Genomic DNA, 16,718 nt, shown 5'->3' with positions numbered 1-16,718 from the left:
CCCCGCCGTCGCCTCAGCGGGCGGCATCGAGGATGCGGGTGAACGACGCGCGGGTGTCCCGCATGGGCGCCCCGTCCGGGTCGAGGCCGTGCCGCCGGGCGATCCAGGCCGGATCCGTGGCGGTCGCGCGCACCCGCCCCGCGGAATCCTCCCAGACCAGGATCCTGAGCGGCAGGTCGAGGCCCGCCGTCGGGGCGGCGCGCATCAGGGGCGCGTCCGTGCGGGCGTCGCCGAACAGGATGAGCCGCGCCGGGCGCAACGGGATGCCGGCTCCGCGCGCCGGATCGATCTCCGCATGGACGGTGCCGCCGCCGGCCCGGATCGCCGCCGTGAGGCGCGCCACCGTCTCGGCGACCGACCCGGGGCTCGATACGCTCACGAGGCCCTCGCCGACTCCCGGCGCAGGCGGCTCCGTGCCGGGATCGCGGCAGACCGGGATGGCGGAGGACTGGCCGGGGGCGGGGCCGGCCGGGGCGGCGAGGAGAAGAAGGGCGAGGAATCGCCGGGCCATGCGGAGAAGTTCCCGCTGCGGCTGCAGTCAACCCCGCATACACGTTCCGAAGCGATGCCAAAAGCCCGGCTCGGGCCGGGGTGTCCGGCTTGGGGCCGGACCGACCGGCTCAGGCCGGACCGTCCTCGCGGGCGCGGCGCTTCTCGCGGAAGATCAGCGCGAGGTTGCGCAGGTAGATCACCGTGCCGAGGCTCTGGCCGAGGATGAAGACCGGATCGCGCCGGTAGAGCGCATAGGCGAGCAGCACCGCCGAGCCGCCGAGCGAGAAGAACCAGAACGACAGCGGGATCACGCTGCGCCCGGCCCGCTCGCTCGCGATCCACTGCACCAGGAAGCGGGCGGTGAACAGCGTCTGCCCGAGGAGCCCGACCAGCACCATGAGGTCGACCGGGCCGGTGAAGAGCGAGGCGAGGTAGGCTCCGAGCCCGTGCATGATGTCGGCGACCATCAGCCCGCCTCCCCGTCGGCCGCGACGAGATCGGGCACGCGGCGGCGGCGCCGGATCAGCCACCACACCCCGGCGAGGTCGAGGAGACCGACCCAGAGCCGATCGAACAGGCCGTAATTGGAGCGCCCGCTCAGCCGCGGCCGGTCGACCACGTCGACATGGACCACACGAAAACCCTCGCGGGCGACGAGGGCGGGCATGAAGCGGTGCAGCGCGTCGAAATACGGCAGGGCGAGGTAGACGGAGCGGCGGAAGACCTTGAGGCCGCAGCCCGTGTCGCGGGTGGCGTCGCGCAGGATGCGGCTGCGCACCCCGTTGGCGATGCGCGACTGCAGGGTCTTGAGGCGCCCGTCCTTGCGGCCCACCCGCTGCCCCTGCGCGAGGCCGGCCGCCGGCCCGGCCGCTTCGAGGGCCGCGACGAGCCGGGGAATGAAGGCCGGGTCGTTCTGCCCGTCCCCGTCGAGAGTGGCGACGAGGGGCGCCCGCGCGGCGCGGGTCCCCGAGCGCACCGCCGCGCTCTGGCCGCAGCTGTCGCGGTGGCGCAGCACGCGCAAGACAGGGTGCGCCTGCCGCGCGGCTGCGAGAGCAGCCGGGGTGGCGTCCGTGGAGCCGTCGTCCACGTAGATGATCTCGAAGGGGGCGAGCGGCGCGCAGGCGGCCGCGATCTCGGCTACCAGGGGGGCGATGTTGCCCGCCTCGTTGCGCACCGGCACGACGACGCTGAGCCGCAGGGTCTCGGTCACGGCGTCACCGCGTAGGCGTCGAGCCCGACCGGCTTGCCGCCGTTGATGTTGAAGCCCGCGACGCGTCCGATCGTCCGGGGATGCAGGTCCCGCGCGGCGAGGGCGGCCCGGACGGGCTCGCGGAAGCGGTCCTCCACGTAGAGGAGGCGGCAGCCGCCCGCGGCCAGGAACGCGGCCGCCTCGTCGCCGGAATCGAGCATCGCGAGGTCGGTGCCGGTGAGGAAGACGAGGCTCGGCTCACGGTAGCCCAGCGTCGCCACCTCCGCGGGGGCGCAGGGGAGCTCCGCCCGCAGGGCGGCGAGCCGCGGCGAGACCTTGAGGGAGGCCAGGACCGGCTGGGTCAGCCCGAACACGGCGGGGCTGAGCAGCATCGCGGCGAGGACCGACACCGCCAGGGCGCGCTCGGTAAACCCGGCCGCGAAGAGGTGCCAGGCCGCGGCGGCGACCAGGGTCGCGGCGACGAGGAGCGGCAGCCCGGCCACCGGGAGCACCCCGTCGAGCCGCCAGGCCGCGGCGCAGAGGCCGATGGTCAGGCCGAGGGGCACGAGCGGGACCAGGAGGGCCACCAGCCGCGCACCCGGCCGGCCGCGATGCACCGCCCCGCGGGCGACCGCCATCACGGCCAGGATCGCCAGCGCCGGGCAGAGGGGCAGCACGTAGTGGGGCAGCTTCGTCGGCACCGCCTCGAAGACGAGCCAGGCGGGCACCACCCAGGCGATCAGGAAGGCGACCGCATCCTCGCGCCGGGCCTGCCAGGCGAAGGGGACGGCCATGGCGGCGAAGGCGGCGGCGGGCCAGAAGGTCCCGAAGATGACGAGCAGGTAGGTGCCCGGGGGCGCCCAATGCTGGGTCTGGGCCGTGCCGACCTTGCCCAGCATGTCGTGCCCCACTGCCTCGCCGAAGAAGGCGCCACCGCTCTTGACCGCGATGGCGACGAACCAGGGTGCCGCGACGGCAAGCACGATGAGGAGCCCGAGCCCCGGGCGCAAGGAGCGGAGCCACGCCCCCGACCGCGCCTTGACCGAGAGCGCGAGGGCGGCGAGCCCCGCGAAGAGCGGCACCATCGGCCCCTTGATCAGGATGCCGAGGGCGACGGCGAGCCAGAACGCCAGCACGGTGCCGCCCGGCAGGCGCCCGGCCCGGCCGCGCAGCCAGGCGCGGGCGAGCCCCCCCATGGCCGCCACGGCCGTGGCGGCGAGGAGCGCGTCCGTCTTGGCGAGCCGCGCCTCGGCCGAGAGCATCGCGCAGGCCCCGAACAACGCCGCGGCCAGGAAGGCGTGGCGCCGCGGCAGGAAGGCGAGCGCGGCCCAGTAGGTCAGCAGCACGGCGGCGACCGCACCGAAGAGCGAGGGGATGCGGTAGAGGGCGATGGTGGTGCGGGCCTGCTTCACGCCGAGCGCCTCAGCGGCCCCCACCACGGCGCTCTGCGCCCAGTAGATCCCGACCGGCTTCTTGTGCCGGGCCTCGCCCTGGAAGCGGATGTCGACGAGGTCGCCGGTTTCCAGCATCTGCTTGGAGGCCTGCGCGAAGCGCGGCTCGTCCCGGTCCATCGGCTGGAGCGAGGCGAAGCCCGGCAGGAAGCAGGCGAGGCAGAGGAGGACGAGGAGCCCGCAGGCCGCGGCATGGCTGCGGGCGCCGAGCGACAGCAGCCGGTCGGCGAAGGCCCCGGCGGCGCGGCCGGGGCGCTCCCCGGCGCCGGGCTTCTTCCCGGCACCGGGCTTCTTCCCGGCACCGGGCTTCTTCCCGGCACCGGGCTTCTTCCCGGCACCGGGCTTCTTCCCGGCAGCAAGGCTCGTCATCACGTCGCTCCGAACCGGCAGCGGGCCCGCGACGGCACTCCGCCCCCGGTCGCCGCGATGGGCGCCCGTGTCGATGATCCGATTCAGAAAGTCAATTTTCCGGAGGTGGCCGGCGCGCGCGGCGGGCGGCGCGCGTCAGCACCCGCTGCGTCAGCATCTTGGGCCGTTGGTATCATACGGCTTCCGGTTGATCCGTTCGGAGACAAGAGGGCGCGGGAACCGCGGGATCCCCTCTCCCGTGCGGGAGAGGGGTAGGGGTGAGGGTCCCGGACGGATCAGTTTTAGATCACTGACCGTGGTGCTGGCAGCGGCCCGGGTCAGGATGCTTGCTGCACCACCTGGGCCCTCACCCCTGCCCCTCTCCCGCACGGGAGAGGGGTTCCCCGCGCATCCTCGTCTCGGACAGATCAACCGAAAACCGTATCACACCGTCATGCCCACGGGCTCGAACAGGAAGTCGTCCACCCGCGGGATCGAGACCGCAAGGTTCACGCCGTAGGAGGAGCGCGACAGGCGCCAGGGCCGGTCGCAGGCGGCGCGCACCGCCTCCGAGGGGCGCAGGCGGCGCAGATGTCCGTCCTCCTCCACCGCCTCGATGATCAGGAAGCCGTAGACCTGCAGCCGCGCGGCCACGAGCTTGGTCTCGCGGTCGCCGGCCGCCACCGGCAGATGGCCGGCCTCGTAGACCGTGTCCATCAGGCTGCGCTGGTCGCGGCGGGAGCGGGCGAGCGCAGGGCTCGGTGCGGCCAGATCCTCCGGATGGTAGCCTCCGGCCGGAAACTTCGACCGCCGGAACGGCACCACATTGCCGGCCTCGCTCGATACGCTACGCATACGCCACTCACCCTGACGGTTGCTCGGGGCCCGGCCGGCCGGGTAAGGCCGCCCTGGCGATGCGGAGCTTTCGACCGATCCGCTTAACGTCCGATTGACCCTGCGGGCCGCGTCACGCGGCCGGCCTGTCCCAGAACGGAGCGCTAGAAGCCCATGCCCGACGCGGCACCGCGGATCCGCCCGGCTCCTCCGGCCCTCGCGGCGGAGGACATCGCCTGCCGGTTCGGCCGGGTGCTGGCCCTCGACGGCGTGTCGCTCGAGGTGCGGTCCGGTGAGATCATGGCGCTGCTCGGCGATTCGGGCTGCGGCAAGAGCACCCTGCTGCGCATCGTGGCGGGGCTGGAGCGGCCGGCCCGCGGCCGCATCCTCCTCGACGGGCGCCTCGTCGCCGGGCCCGGCATCGCGGTGCCGCCCGAGGCCCGCGGGGTCGGCCTGGTGTTCCAGGACTACGCCCTGTTCCCGCACCTCACGGTGGCCGAGAACATCCGGTTCGGCCTCGCGGGCCGGCCCTCCGCCGCGCAGGCCGTGGCCGGTTCGCTGCTGGAGCAGGTGGGCCTGAGCGCGCGGGCGGGGAGCTATCCGCAGACCCTCTCCGGCGGCGAGCAGCAGCGGGTGGCGCTGGTGCGGGCCCTGGCGCCGGGGCCGCGGCTCCTCCTCCTCGACGAGCCCTTCTCCAACCTCGACCGGCGGATGCGCGACCGGGTGCGAGAGGACACGGTCGCGCTCCTGCGCCGCACCGGCACGACAGCGCTCCTCGTGACCCATGATCCCGAGGAGGCGCTCTCCGTGGCGACCCGCATCGCCCTGATGCGGCACGGCCGCATCCTTCAGGTCGCGACCGGCGAGGCGCTCTACCGCCGCCCCACCACCCTCTTCGCCGCCCGCTTCCTCGCCGACGCGACCGAGATCCCGGCCCGCATCCGCGGCGGGGCCGCGCAGACGCCTCTCGGCACCGTGCCGGCCGGGGGCTTCGCCGACGGGGCCGCGGTGCGGGTCTGCCTGCGGCCGGAGGCGCTGCGGGTCGGTCCCCCCGGCACGGGCCCGACCGCGCAGGTGACGCGTCGGGTCTTCCTCGGCTCCTCCGCCCTGCTCCACCTCGCGGTCCCGGGCCTCGCGGAGCCGCTGCGGGTGCGGCTTCCCGGCGCGGAGCCCTTCGGCCCCGGCGACGCGGTCGGCCTGACCCTGTGCGAACACAGGGTCCTCGTCCTGCCCGAGGAAGATGACGCAGATTCCGGGCAAGACTGATGCTCGGTCGAGCGCTCCGCCGCATCGCGGAATCACGCCGCCAACTTTCACATTAAAACAAGTCCAATCTATCGCGCTTGCTTTTTTCTGCGATCTGCTTCTCTACGGGCGGGAGATTCTGGGGAGGGATGGTCCTTGTCGCGAACGCCTATTCGTCCGCTCGTCGTCCTTGCGTCGCTGATCGGTGCCGTGCTGGGGCAGCCGGCCGCCGTGCGGGCGGCGGGTGAGGTCAACCTCTACACCACCCGCGAGCCGGGCCTGATCCGGCCGCTCCTCGAGGCCTTCACGGCCAAGAGCGGCATCGCGGTCAACACCGTGTTCGTGGACAAGGGCCTGGCCGAGCGCGTGGCCGCCGAGGGCGCCCGTTCCGCCGCCGACCTCGTGATGACGGTCGATGTCGGCAACCTGATCGAACTCGTCGACAAGGATCTCGGCCAGCCGGTGCGCTCGGCCGTGCTGGAGGCGGCGATCCCGGCGCCCCTGCGCGACGCGGACGGGCGCTGGTTCGCGCTCTCGACCCGCGCGCGGGTGCTCTACGCCGATCCCGACACGAAGGGGCTGGAGGGCATCACCTACGAGGATCTCGCCGACCCGAAATGGAAGGGGCAGATCTGCCTGCGGGCGGGCCAGCATCCCTACAACACGGCGCTGATCGCGGCCTTCATCGCCCATCACGGAGAGGAGAAGGCCGAGGCGTGGCTCAAGGGCCTCAAGGCCAACCTCGCGCGCAAGCCCGGCGGCGGCGACCGGGACGTGGCGCGCGACATCGTGGCCGATCTCTGCGAGCTTGGGCTCGGCAATTCCTACTATGTCGGCCTGATGCGCGGCGGGCGGGGCGGCCCCGAGCAGAAGAAGTGGGGCGACGGGATCAAGGTGGTGCTGCCGGTCTTCGCGGGCGGGGGCACCCACGTGAACGTCTCGGGCGCCGTGGTGGCCAAGAACGCGCCCAACCGCGACAATGCCGTGAAGCTCCTCGAATTCCTCGTCTCGGACGAGGCGCAGGCGCTCTACGCCAAGGCCGATTACGAGTATCCGGTCAAGCCGGGCGTCGCGGTCGATCCGCTGCTCGCCGAGTTCGGGACCCTCAAGGTGGACGCGATCCCGCTCGTGGAGATCGCCCGCAACCGCAAGGCCGCCAGCCTCCTCGTCGACCGTGTCGGTTTCGACAAGTAGCGGCATCCAGAAGGGCCTCCCGGCCCTCTGGCGGGAGCGCAGGGTGCACAGGCCCCCTGCCCCCGTGCCCGCCGCCGGCCTGCTGCCCTGGACGCTCGCCGCCGGCGCCGCGGCTCTGCTCGTGCTCGCGCCGCTGGTGGCCCTCGCCGCCGAGGCGGTCCAGGCGTCGAGCGGGCTGTGGCCGCATCTCCTCGCCTACGTGCTGCCGCAGGCCGTCCTCGACACGGGGCTGCTGCTCGCGGGCGTGGGCCTCCTCGTCATCGCCATCGGCACGGGCGCCGCATGGCTGGTGGCGGCCTACGAATTCCCCGGGCGGCGCCTCCTCGACTGGGCGCTGCTGCTGCCGCTCGCAGTTCCCACCTACATCGTAGCCTATGCCTATCTCGACCTGCTGCATCCGGTCGGGCCGGTGCAGAGCGGGATCCGGGCGCTTCTCGGCATCGCGCGCCCGCGCGACCTGATGCTGCCGGACGTGCGCTCGCTGCCCGGCTGCATCCTGCTCCTCGGCTTCGTGCTCTACCCCTACGTCTATCTGCCGACGCGGGCGCTGTTCCTGATGCAGTCGGCGACGCTGGTCGAGGCCGGGCGCAGCCTCGGTCTCACCCCGGCCGCGGTGTTCCGCCGGGTGGCGCTGCCGCTGGCACGGCCGGCCATCGCGCTCGGCGCCAGCCTCGCGCTGCTCGAAGCGCTCAACGACATCGGCGCGGCGGAATTCCTCGGGGTGCGCACCCTCACGGTCTCGATCTACGCGACCTGGGTCAACCGCTCGGATCTGCCGGGCGCGGCCTCCATCGCCCTCGTGATGCTCCTCTTCGTGCTCGCCCTGATGGCGCTCGAGCGGGCGGCGCGCCGCCGCCGGGGCTATGCGGGCGCAGCGCAACGGCCGCGGCGGATGAGCCGCCAGCCCCTCGCCGGCCTGCCGGCCCTCGCGGCCTGCGGCCTCGGCCTCCTCCCGGTGGCCGTCGGCTTCCTGGCGCCGGCGGGCTACCTCGTGGTGCAGGCCCTCCACCGGCTGCACTTCGCCGGTCTCTCGCCGCATCTCCTCGACGAGGCGCTCAACACGCTTCTCTACGCATCCCTCGCCACGCTGGTCGCGACCGCGCTTGGGCTCCTGGTGGCGGCCGGCCCGCGACTGTTCTTGGGGCCGGTCGCGTGGCGGGCGGCGCTCGTGCGCTGCGCGACGCTGGGCTACGCGATGCCGGGCGCGATCCTGGCGATCGGCCTGATGCCGCCGCTCGCCGGCTTCGACGCGGCTCTCGACGGGGCGAGCCGGGCGCTGACCGGGGCGGGGCTCGGGCTCGTCGGCCTCGGCACCGGCGTCGCCCTCGTCTACGCCTATGTGGTACGCTTCCTCGCCATCACGGTCGGCACCAGCGAGGCGGGGCTCGCCAAGGTGCCGCGCTCGCTCGGCGATGCGAGCCGGGTGCTCGGCCGCAGCGCCGCCGCCACGCTGGCGCAGGTGCATCTGCCGCTGACCTGGCCCGCGGTGCTCGGCGGCGCGCTCCTCGTCTTCGTCGATTGCGTGAAGGAACTGCCCGCGACGCTTCTGCTGCGCCCGCTCAACGTCGAGACGCTGGCGACCCACCTCTATGGCGAGGCCGCGCGCGGCACCTATGAGGACGGGGCGGTGGCAGCACTCCTCATCGTGGCGGTGGGGCTCGCTCCGGTCGCGGTGCTGCTGCGGACCTCGACGCCGAAGGCGTGACGAGCCTCCACCGCTCCGGCTACGCGGCCGCCACGCGCCCCCGCAGCGCCTGCCGCTGCATCAGCCACAGGGCGATCGTGACCGTGACGAGGTTCCACAGGAGCCCGTGCGCGAAGGCCGCCGCATAGGTGCCGGTGTGGTCGAAGATCACACCCGAGAACCAGCCGCCGAGCGCCATGCCGAACAGCGTCGCCATGATGACGATGCCCACCCGGGCGCCGGCCTCGCGGGGCGGAAAAAGCTCCCGCACGATGATCGCATAGGCCGGCACGATGCCGCCCTGGAACAGGCCGAACAGGGCCGAGATCACGTAGAGCGAGATCAGCCCGTCGAACAGGAGATAGAGGACGAGCGCCACGCCCTGGAGTACGGCGCCGAGCAGCAGGGTGGCGGTGCCGCCGATCCGGTCGGCGAGGAAGCCGGAGGCGATGCGGCTGACGATGCCGAAGCCGAGCATCAGCGAGAGCATCTCGGCGCCGCGGGCGACGCCGTAACCGAGGTCCCCGCAATAGGCGACGATATGGACCTGGGGCATCGCCATGGCGACGCAGCAGGACAGGCCCGAGAGGGCGAGCAGCCCCTGCAGCGCGCCGGGCGAGAGCCCGACCGTCCTCCGGCCGGTGCCACCGGCCGTCGGGGCCGCCGCGCCGGCCTGCGGCGGAGGACGGCGCATCAGCAGGGCGAGCGGCAGCATCGTGGCGAGGCAGAGGAGGCCGAGCCCGGCTTGCGTCGTGCGCCAGCCGAAGGCGGCGACGGCGTGCTGCACCATCGGCGGCCAGATCGTTCCGGCGAGGTAGTTGCCCGCGGCGCAGAGCGAGACCGCGATGCCGCGCCGCCGCGCGAACCACAGCGAGGTGTCGGCCATCAGCGGCGCGAAGGCCGACGAGCTGCCGACCCCGATGAGGAGCCCGTGCGCGAGGGTGAAGGGCCAGAGGCTGCCGGCGAGCGCGGAGGCCCCGTAGCCGGCCGCGAGGCAGAGGCTGCCGAGGACGAGCGGCGCGACGATGCCGAACCGGTCGGCGAGCCGCCCCATCAGCACCCCGCCGAGGGCGAAGCCCACCATGGTCAGCGTGTAGGGCAGCGAGGCGGCCGCGCGGGCGATGCCGAACTCCGCCTGGACGGTGGGCAGCACCACGACGACGGACCACATGCCGACGCCGCCGATAGTGGTCAGCAGCACGGCGACGGCGAGGCGCCGCCACGCGGCGGCGGAATCCGGCCCGTCGGCCGGAAGCGATGGAGCGATCACGGGCGCATCCTCGGGCGAGGCCGACCGGTCTTAGAGCCGGTTTCTTGGGGCCGGTTCAGGCAGGAGGACGGCTCTAGCAGCGGGCCCGCCGCGCGGATAGCGGAGCGGGCGCAACCCGGACCGGCGTTTCGGGGAGGCGGCCGCCGGCTCGGATCCAGATGAATCAGGTCCAGGTGAACAGGCCGAGGGCGGCGTGCAGCTCGGCCTGGGTCGCGGCGGTGATCGCGCGGGCGCGGGCGGTCCCGGTGCGCAGCACGTCCATCACGAAGTCCGGGTCGCGGGCGACCTCGGCTCGCCGCTCGCGGATCGGCCCGAGGAGGTCCTTCAGCACGCCGTCGAGACGCCGCTTGAGGGCCGCATCGCCGAGGCCGCCCCGCCGGTACTGCGCCTTGAGCGCGGCCACGGCCTCCGGGTCGGGTCGAAGGCGTCGAGATAGGTGAACACCACGTTGCCCTCGATCCGGCCGCCAAGGCGGCGGCATCGGTCGCAAGCAGGATGACGACGGCCGCTTCCTAGAGGAAGCGCCACCAGAGGATCGGGTGGATGGTCTGAAGGCCGGTCATCGCGCGCAAGCGTAACCGCTCCGCGGGCTGGTTCAAGGGGGGACGGTGCACAGCCAGGGCAAGCGCTCTGAAGCGATGGCCCTGACGCGCAGGAGGCGCGGCCGGGTGATCGGTGGAGACAAAGGCCGCGGGCGGTCGTCGATCGCCCGCGGCCCCTTGCGCCCCGCTCAGGTGTTCTTCAGCGCCACCCGGTACTGCGCCTCGGTCTTCGACCGGACCTCCTCCTCGGTGACGCCGTCGGCGAGCTCGATCAGGCTCATGCCGCCGTGGCCCTTCTTGTCGATGGTGAAGACGCCGAGATCGGTGATCACCATGTCGACCACCTGGGTGCCGGTGAGGGGCAGGTCGCAGGCCTTGAGCAGCTTCGGGGATTCCGAGCCGTCCTTGGCCCTGGCGACGTGCTCCATCACCACCACGACCTTCCTGACGCCCGCCACGAGGTCCATGGCGCCGCCCATCCCCTTCACCATCTTGCCGGGGATCATCCAGTTGGCGAGGTCGCCGTTCTCGGCCACCTGCATGGCCCCGAGGATCGATAGGTCGATATGCCCGCCGCGGATCATCGCGAAGGAATCCGAGGACGAGAAGTAGCTCGTCGTCGGCAGCTCCGTGATGGTCTGCTTGCCGGCATTGATGAGGTCCGGGTCCTCCTCGCCCTCGTAGGGGAAGGGCCCCATGCCGAGCATGCCGTTCTCCGACTGGAGCTGCACCGACATGCCCTCGGGGATGAAGTTCGACACCAGCGTCGGGATGCCGATGCCGAGATTGACGTAGAAGCCGTCCTGCAGTTCGCGGGCGGCGCGGGCCGCCATCTGGTCGCGGGTCCAGGCCATGGTGCGGTCTCCTCCTAGATGGCGCCGCCGCCGGTCGCGGCGGAGGCCGCGTCGGAACGCTTGCGGGTGGTGCGCTGCTCGATGCGCTTGTTGGGGTGGGCGACGTGGATGAGGCGCTTCACGAACACGCCCGGCGTGATGATGTGGTCGGGGTCGATCTCGCCCGGCTCGACCAGGTGCTCGACCTGGGCGACCGTCATGCGCGAGGCCGTCGCCATCATCGGATTGAAGTTGCGCGCGGTCTTCCGGTAGACGAGGTTGCCTTCGGTGTCGCCCTTCCAGGCGTGCACGAGCGAGATGTCGGCGAAGAGGCCGCGCTCCATCACGTATTGCTCGCCGTCGAACTCGCGCACCTCCTTGCCCTCGGCGATCAGCGTGCCGACGCCGGTCTTGGTGAAGAAGGCCGGGATGCCCGCGCCGCCCGCCCGGATGCGCTCGGCCAGCGTGCCCTGCGGGTTGAACTCGATCTCGAGCTCGCCCGCGAGATATTGCTGGGCGAAGGTCTTGTTCTCTCCGACATAGGACGAGATCATCTTCCGGATCTGGCGCGTCTCCAGGAGGACGCCGAGACCGACCCCGTCGATTCCCGCATTGTTCGAGATGACGGTGAGATTCTTCACGCCGCTCTCGCGCACGGCGTCGATGAGGACGTCGGGGATGCCGCACAGGCCGAAACCGCCGGCCATGATCGTCATGCCGTCCCGCAGCAGGCCCGCCAGGGCCGCCGTGGCGTCGGGATATACCTTCTTCATCTCGATCCCTCTCCTGGACGCCGGGCCTCACGCGGAGCCGGCGCCTGCCGTGCCCGTCTCCCGCATGAGACGAGTCTCGACAGGCTCCTTCTTAAGCACCGTTCGGGCGGGCGGTCACGGGGGCGTGGGCGAAAACTGCGTCGATCCGGCACAGACGTGGCCTGGCGGCGCCTGAGCTTTGGATCGCCGGGGTCGCGCTGCGCCGGGCTGAAGACAAACCGTCCGCGAGGGAGTAAGGGAAGGCCGAGGGATGGCGCGTGCGCCGCCCGCCCGCGAGGCGGCGCGACCGTGCAGGGGGCACCTGAGGTCACACACCATCAGCCGGGGAGCGATGTCGCGCCGATCCATCCTGGTCCTCTGCGGCGGCGCCTCGGCGCTGGTGCTGGCCGCCGCGGCCTGTCAATCCTGGACCGTGGCGACGCCGGCGGCCCGCGCCTTCGTCGGACGCCATCTCGCCCGGGCCTACGGCCTCACCTTCGAGGCCCAGGGGCCGACCACGCTCGCCCTGCTGCCGGCGCCGCGCCTGCGCTTCCAGCATGTGCGCGTCCTGAACGGCGGGCGGCTGCTCGCCGAAAGCCGGAGCCTGGAGGTGCAGCTCGGCCTCGGCGCTCTGCTGACCGGGCAGGCCGAAGCTGCGGCGCTGACGCTCGCGGGCACCCGCCTCGTCCTGCCCGAGGACGACGACCGTTGGGCGGGCCCCCTCGCCCGGCTGACCGCGCGCCTCGCCGACGGGGCCCGGCCCCTGCGCCGCCTCTCTGTCACCGAGGGACGGATCACGGCCGGTGAATCCGGATCCGACCGCCTGGGCGATCTCACCCTCTCGGTGAGCTGGCCGCGCGCGGGCGCCGGGCTCGACCTCTCCGGCCGCTTCTCCTGGCGCGGGGTGCCGACCCATGTGGTGTTTGCCGCCGCACGCCCCCTCGACCTCGCCATGGGGACCCCGAGCCCGGTCAGGGCGACGATCGCCTGGCCCTCGGGCAGCCTGGACCTCGACGGGACGGGATCCTGGCAGGGCGGGCCTGCCCTCGCCGGCGAGGGCCGCTTCACGACCCGTGCGCTGTCCGAGACCCTGGCATGGGTCGGCGCCCGGGCGCCGCTCGCGCCGGCCCTCGGCCGCGTCACCCTGGAGGGCCGCTTCGAGGCGCGGCCCGACACCCTCGCGATGCCGTCCCTGCGCCTCGTCCTCGCCGATACGGTGCTCGACGGTGCGGGCGCCGCAACCCTCGGGCCGGACGGCCGGCTCGCCCTCTCGGGCACCCTCGCGGCGGAGCGCCTCGACCTCTCGGCGCTGCTCCCCGGCCGCGCGGAGGCGGGCTCAGCCGATGCGCCGCTCGCCCTCGCCCCCTGGACGGGCGGCGACCTCGACCTCAGGGTCTCGGCGGCGGCAGCCCGGATCGGCCCGCTCCAGGCCGAGGACGTCGCGGCGGGCCTCCTCGTCCGGGCCGGCGCCGTCGAGGCGAGCCTCGGGCGCGCGACCCTGCAGGGCGGCACCGTCAAGGGGCGGGCGGTGCTGGTCGATGCCGGATCGGCGGGGCTCGAAGCGAAGCTCCAGGGCACGGCCGACCGGGTCGATCTCGGCTCCCTCCTGACGGATCTTGGCCTCGCCCGCCCCATCCTCGGGCGGGTGCAGGGCTCGCTCGCGCTCGACGCGGCGGGGGCGGACCTCGCCGAGATGACCCGCCGGGTCGGCGGGCGCGTCTCCGTCACGGTCGATGACGGGGAGATCGCCGGCGTCGCGCTCGCCGAGACGCCGGGGGCCGAGCCGGCCCTGCGCCGCGGCGGCCGGCTTCCCTTCGAGCGGGCGCAGGTGACGCTCGGGCTCAGCGCCGGCCTCGGCGAGATCACGCAGGGCCAGATCCGCACCGCCTCCTCCGCCCTCACCCTGCGCGGCCGGGTCGTCCTGCCCGAGCAGCGTTTCGCCGCCGAGGTCGAGCCGTCCGCGCGTGATCCCTTACGCAGCGCGGAAGGCCGGCCGGCCCGGTATGAGCTCGCCGGCCCCTGGGGGGCGCCGCGCCTGCGCCTCCTGTCCCCGCCCCGTCCGGCCTCCCCGGCCCTGCCCGCCGCGGCCAGCGCCTACGCGCCTTGAAGCAGGTTTCGGACAAGAGTTTTGCGGTTTTCCGGCGAAGACCTGCGATAGACCAAAAGCCTCAGCGAAGTGTTGGCACGCCAATGCAAGTCTGCTTATACGGTCTCCGGTTGATCCGTTCGGAGACCGTATTAGAGCCTGTTTGAGCAGTTTATCCCACCCTCGCCCTCATCCTGAGGTGCTGCCGCTTGCGGCAGCCTCGAAGGAGGGTTCCAGAACCCGCTGAGAAAACTGGAGCCCTCCTTCGAGGCTTGCTTCGCAAGCACCTCAGGATGAGGTCGTGGGGTGGGAAAGAACAAGCTATATAAAGCATAAAGTCATCATAAGTGTGTCCTCGACACTCGAGTAGGCTCTTGGAGAACACCCAGGAGACGTGGACATCTTATTCCCGTCCGGACATTCGACCCATCAAGGACTTCGAGGGCGGGCCAGCACCGCTTCGACCCAGGCCGGCACCGTCTCGGTCGCCGGGCCGTAGGCGGCGGTGTCGAAGACATGCGCCGTGTCGGAGGGCGCGAGGTTGATCTCGTGAGTCGGGATGCCCCGGCGGCGGGCCTGCGCGACGTAGCCCGCAGCCGGATAGACCACCCCCGACGTGCCGATGGCGACGAAGAGGTCGGCCGCCGCGAGGCCCGCGTCGATGGCGTCGAGGTGGAGCGGCACCTCGCCGAACCACACCACGTCCGGCCGCATCCCGCCCGCGCGCCCGCAGGCGGGGCAGGCGGTCGCGACGCCGAGATTCGCGCGCCAGGGATGCGACGCCCCGCAGGACAGGCAGCGCGCCCGAAAAATCTCGCCGTGCATGTGCACCACGTCCGACGCGCCGGCGCGCTCGTGCAGGTCGTCGATGTTCTGCGTGCACAGGAACAGGCGCCCGCCCCGCGCCGGCAGCGCCGCCTGCAGGCGTGCGAGCGCCCGGTGCGCGGCGTTCGGTGCGGCGTCGCACACGCCCCGCCGCCGCAGGTTGTAGAAGGCGTGGACCGTATCGGGATCCTCCGCGAAGGCTTCGGGCGTGGCGAGCCGTGCGGGATCGAACCGGCTCCACAGGCCGCCGCGGTCGCGGAAGGTGCCGAGCCCGCTCTCGGCCGAGATGCCGGCCCCCGTCAGGACGAAGATGTTCATGCCGCGTCGGCTCCCCGGTCCCTGCCGAACCCTGCGAAGCACCCGACGACACGCCCAGAACTTGCCGCCCCGGCGCTATCGGCGGCGCTTAACCGCAGCGAAGTCCGCCACAACATGTTCGTTGACACTTTATCAACTCCCCGCATGGACAAGTGATGCATCTCATCCTAAGTGAGGGGCAGGCGCCCGCGCACCGTGCGGCGGACGCCATCCCGAACAGATCGCTTCAGGACACTCGATGACGCGCTACCGCGCGAGACCGTCGTTCACGGTCGAGATCAAACGTACCCGCACCTCCCCCATCGCCGCCTCGAGCGAAACGGCCGCGCCGAAGGCGCAGGCGAGCGCTCTCTGGGCCGGCACCGGCCTAATCGAGGAGGCCGCCGCCGCGACCCAGTCCGGCCGCTTCGATCCCGAGCCCACGGCGCCGCAGCCGTCGCGCAGCCGCGCGGCCGCCGCGCCGTCCCGCCGGGTGCTGCCGAGCCTGATCGTGCCGCCGGAGCCGCCGCCGCCCGAGCCGGAGCCCGTCGTCGAGGAGGAGCCGATCTTCCGCCGCCAGCGCCGGCCTGCCGCGCGCAAGCCCGCCGCGCCGCCCGCGCGTCGGGGCTTCGTCTGGCCCGAGGATTGGCCGGACGAGCCGCCCGCCGCGCCAGCGCCGGCGGTGGCGCCGCCCGACCCCGCTCCGGTGGCGCTCGCCGCCGTGCGGAATGTGAGCGAGGCGGCGCCCCGGTCGAAGCGGCGCGAGGAGGAGTTGCGGGTCGGCGAGCGCTGGAAGCGCCGCCTGCCGCGCTACTGCCGGTGAGCCGCCCCACCGGGGCCCCGCACCCCGGAGGGGCTTCGCGCTCCGAAGGGGCTTCGCGCTCCGAAGGAGCGCCCTACGGGCTCGCGATCCTCGATTTCGACGGCACCCTGGCCGACAGCTTCCCGTGGTTCTGCCGGGTGCTGAACGGCGTCGCCGACCGCTACGGCTTCCGCCGGGTCGCCGCGGAGGAGATCGAGCTGCTGCGCGGCCTCGGCGCGCAGGCGGTCCTGCGGCACCTCGCGGTGCCGGCCTGGAAGCTGCCGCTCATCGCGCGCCACATGCGCGCGCTCGCCGCCCGCGACATCGCGGAACTCCGGCTGTTTCCGGGCATCGCCGCCCTGCTGCATCGCCTCGATGCGGGCGGCGTGCGCCTCGCGGTCGTGACCTCGAACCGCGAGGACATTGTGCGCCGGGTGCTCGGCCCGGAGAACGCCGCGCGCATCGCGCATTTCGCCTGCGGTTCGGCCCTGTTCGGCAAGGCCCGCCGGTTCCGTGCCGTGGTGCGGGGCAGCGGGATCGCGCCCGGCCGGGTCATCTGCCTCGGCGACGAGATCCGCGACGCGGAGGCCGCGGCCTCCTGTGGGCTCGCCTTCGGAGCGGTGACCTGGGGCTACACCCGGCCCGAGGCGCTAGCGGCGCTGCGGCCCGGCCACCTGTTCGACACGCCCGAGGCGGTGGCCGCGGCGCTCCTGCCGGCGCGGGTCCCGGTCTGATCCCAACGGCCCCGGCTGCTGACGTAAGCCAAGTGCTGCCGCGCATGCTCACGCATCGGGCCGTTGACCATCTCGAATGGTCGATGCCAAGCCAGAGGCTTTGTTGAAGAGGCTTGGCGACAATTCGAGAACGGAACCAA

Annotated in this window: 16 protein-coding genes; 6 read left to right on the top strand and 10 right to left on the bottom strand. The window is 72.9% G+C overall.

The window, feature by feature from the left end; genetic code table 11:
- Positions 1 to 13: 13 nt before the first annotated feature.
- The 5 genes from MNOD_RS30110 to MNOD_RS30090 form a co-directional block, all read right to left on the bottom strand.
- Positions 14 to 511, bottom strand: a complete 498-nt coding sequence (locus MNOD_RS30110; protein ID WP_015932740.1) for a DUF302 domain-containing protein — start codon at positions 509 to 511, stop codon at positions 14 to 16.
- Between the two features lie 109 nt (positions 512 to 620).
- Positions 621 to 959, bottom strand: a complete 339-nt coding sequence (locus tag MNOD_RS30105; RefSeq protein ID WP_015932739.1) for a lipid-A-disaccharide synthase N-terminal domain-containing protein — start codon at positions 957 to 959, stop codon at positions 621 to 623.
- Positions 959 to 1,702 carry a glycosyltransferase family 2 protein gene (locus MNOD_RS30100; protein ID WP_015932738.1) on the bottom strand — a complete coding sequence of 248 codons (744 nt, stop codon included), beginning with the start codon at positions 1,700 to 1,702 and terminating at the stop codon, positions 959 to 961. The genes MNOD_RS30105 and MNOD_RS30100 overlap by 1 nt, the downstream gene beginning before the upstream one ends.
- Positions 1,699 to 3,501: an ArnT family glycosyltransferase gene (locus tag MNOD_RS30095; RefSeq protein WP_015932737.1), complete on the bottom strand. Its 1,803-nt coding sequence runs from the start codon at positions 3,499 to 3,501 to the stop codon at positions 1,699 to 1,701. The genes MNOD_RS30100 and MNOD_RS30095 overlap by 4 nt, the downstream gene beginning before the upstream one ends.
- Before the next feature lie 423 nt (positions 3,502 to 3,924).
- The gene (locus MNOD_RS30090) at positions 3,925 to 4,335 is read right to left on the bottom strand and encodes a hypothetical protein (protein ID WP_015932736.1); all 411 of its coding nucleotides are present in this window, start codon (positions 4,333 to 4,335) and stop codon (positions 3,925 to 3,927) included.
- Between the two features lie 153 nt (positions 4,336 to 4,488).
- Between MNOD_RS30090 and MNOD_RS30085 the strand changes: the two genes are divergently transcribed.
- The 3 genes from MNOD_RS30085 (at position 4,489) to MNOD_RS30075 (ending at position 8,458) form a co-directional block, all read left to right on the top strand.
- Positions 4,489 to 5,580, top strand: a complete 1,092-nt coding sequence (locus tag MNOD_RS30085) for an ABC transporter ATP-binding protein (protein ID WP_015932735.1) — start codon at positions 4,489 to 4,491, stop codon at positions 5,578 to 5,580.
- Positions 5,581 to 5,757: 177 nt separating this feature from the next.
- The gene (locus MNOD_RS30080) at positions 5,758 to 6,753 is read left to right on the top strand and encodes a Fe(3+) ABC transporter substrate-binding protein (protein WP_050783570.1); all 996 of its coding nucleotides are present in this window, start codon (positions 5,758 to 5,760) and stop codon (positions 6,751 to 6,753) included.
- A 43-nt stretch (positions 6,754 to 6,796) separates the two neighbouring features.
- Complete coding sequence (locus MNOD_RS30075) at positions 6,797 to 8,458, top strand: ABC transporter permease (protein ID WP_015932733.1); 1,662 nt, start codon at positions 6,797 to 6,799, stop codon at positions 8,456 to 8,458.
- 19 nt (positions 8,459 to 8,477) lie between these two features.
- Here MNOD_RS30075 and MNOD_RS30070 read toward each other — a convergent pair whose 3' ends face one another.
- The 4 genes from MNOD_RS30070 to MNOD_RS30055 all read right to left on the bottom strand — a co-directional run bounded on the left by MNOD_RS30070 (position 8,478) and on the right by MNOD_RS30055 (position 11,855).
- Entirely contained in the window at positions 8,478 to 9,707 is a 1,230-nt protein-coding gene (locus tag MNOD_RS30070) for an MFS transporter (RefSeq protein ID WP_015932732.1), read from the bottom strand.
- 163 nt (positions 9,708 to 9,870) lie between these two features.
- Positions 9,871 to 10,110, bottom strand: coding sequence for a hypothetical protein (locus MNOD_RS30065; RefSeq protein WP_043749685.1), 240 nt, complete (start codon positions 10,108 to 10,110; stop codon positions 9,871 to 9,873).
- Between the two features lie 327 nt (positions 10,111 to 10,437).
- Positions 10,438 to 11,103, bottom strand: coding sequence for a 3-oxoacid CoA-transferase subunit B (locus MNOD_RS30060; protein WP_015932731.1), 666 nt, complete (start codon positions 11,101 to 11,103; stop codon positions 10,438 to 10,440).
- A gap of 14 nt (positions 11,104 to 11,117) precedes the next feature.
- Positions 11,118 to 11,855, bottom strand: coding sequence for a CoA transferase subunit A (locus MNOD_RS30055; RefSeq protein WP_015932730.1), 738 nt, complete (start codon positions 11,853 to 11,855; stop codon positions 11,118 to 11,120).
- Positions 11,856 to 12,186: 331 nt separating this feature from the next.
- On the opposite strand from MNOD_RS30055, the gene MNOD_RS30050 reads away from it, so the two are divergent.
- Positions 12,187 to 13,941 carry an AsmA family protein gene (locus MNOD_RS30050; protein ID WP_043749681.1) on the top strand — a complete coding sequence of 585 codons (1,755 nt, stop codon included), beginning with the start codon at positions 12,187 to 12,189 and terminating at the stop codon, positions 13,939 to 13,941.
- Positions 13,942 to 14,349: 408 nt separating this feature from the next.
- Here MNOD_RS30050 and MNOD_RS30045 read toward each other — a convergent pair whose 3' ends face one another.
- Entirely contained in the window at positions 14,350 to 15,063 is a 714-nt protein-coding gene (locus tag MNOD_RS30045) for an SIR2 family NAD-dependent protein deacylase (protein WP_015932728.1), read from the bottom strand.
- A gap of 238 nt (positions 15,064 to 15,301) precedes the next feature.
- Here MNOD_RS30045 and MNOD_RS30040 point away from each other — a divergent pair, with 238 nt between their 5' ends.
- Together MNOD_RS30040 and MNOD_RS30035 are read left to right on the top strand one after the other, a co-directional pair.
- Positions 15,302 to 15,865, top strand: coding sequence for a hypothetical protein (locus MNOD_RS30040; RefSeq protein WP_015932727.1), 564 nt, complete (start codon positions 15,302 to 15,304; stop codon positions 15,863 to 15,865).
- Positions 15,862 to 16,578 (top strand): HAD hydrolase-like protein, encoded by a 717-nt coding sequence (locus tag MNOD_RS30035; RefSeq protein WP_015932726.1) that lies wholly within the window; start codon positions 15,862 to 15,864, stop codon positions 16,576 to 16,578. The genes MNOD_RS30040 and MNOD_RS30035 overlap by 4 nt, the downstream gene beginning before the upstream one ends.
- The last annotated feature ends 140 nt before the right edge of the window (positions 16,579 to 16,718 follow it).

Origin of the sequence: Methylobacterium nodulans ORS 2060, assembly GCF_000022085.1 — a bacterium.
Lineage (GTDB): Bacteria > Pseudomonadota > Alphaproteobacteria > Rhizobiales > Beijerinckiaceae > Methylobacterium > Methylobacterium nodulans.
This window is presented reverse-complemented; position numbering and strand designations above follow the sequence as displayed.

What these genes read in the sequence shown, in the direction of transcription:
- MNOD_RS30110 (WP_015932740.1), bottom strand. Translation starts at nt 511, where the DNA reads ATGGCCCGGCGATTCCTCGCCCTTCTTCTCCTCGCCGCCCCGGCCGGC.
- MNOD_RS30105 (WP_015932739.1), bottom strand. Translation starts at nt 959, where the DNA reads ATGGTCGCCGACATCATGCACGGGCTCGGAGCCTACCTCGCCTCGCTC.
- MNOD_RS30095 (WP_015932737.1), bottom strand. Translation starts at nt 3,501, where the DNA reads ATGACGAGCCTTGCTGCCGGGAAGAAGCCCGGTGCCGGGAAGAAGCCC.
- MNOD_RS30090 (WP_015932736.1), bottom strand. Translation starts at nt 4,335, where the DNA reads ATGCGTAGCGTATCGAGCGAGGCCGGCAATGTGGTGCCGTTCCGGCGG.
- MNOD_RS30085 (WP_015932735.1), top strand. Translation starts at nt 4,489, where the DNA reads ATGCCCGACGCGGCACCGCGGATCCGCCCGGCTCCTCCGGCCCTCGCG.
- MNOD_RS30060 (WP_015932731.1), bottom strand. Translation starts at nt 11,103, where the DNA reads ATGGCCTGGACCCGCGACCAGATGGCGGCCCGCGCCGCCCGCGAACTG.
- MNOD_RS30055 (WP_015932730.1), bottom strand. Translation starts at nt 11,855, where the DNA reads ATGAAGAAGGTATATCCCGACGCCACGGCGGCCCTGGCGGGCCTGCTG.
- MNOD_RS30050 (WP_043749681.1), top strand. Translation starts at nt 12,187, where the DNA reads ATGTCGCGCCGATCCATCCTGGTCCTCTGCGGCGGCGCCTCGGCGCTG.
- MNOD_RS30045 (WP_015932728.1), bottom strand. Translation starts at nt 15,063, where the DNA reads ATGAACATCTTCGTCCTGACGGGGGCCGGCATCTCGGCCGAGAGCGGG.
- MNOD_RS30040 (WP_015932727.1), top strand. Translation starts at nt 15,302, where the DNA reads ATGACGCGCTACCGCGCGAGACCGTCGTTCACGGTCGAGATCAAACGT.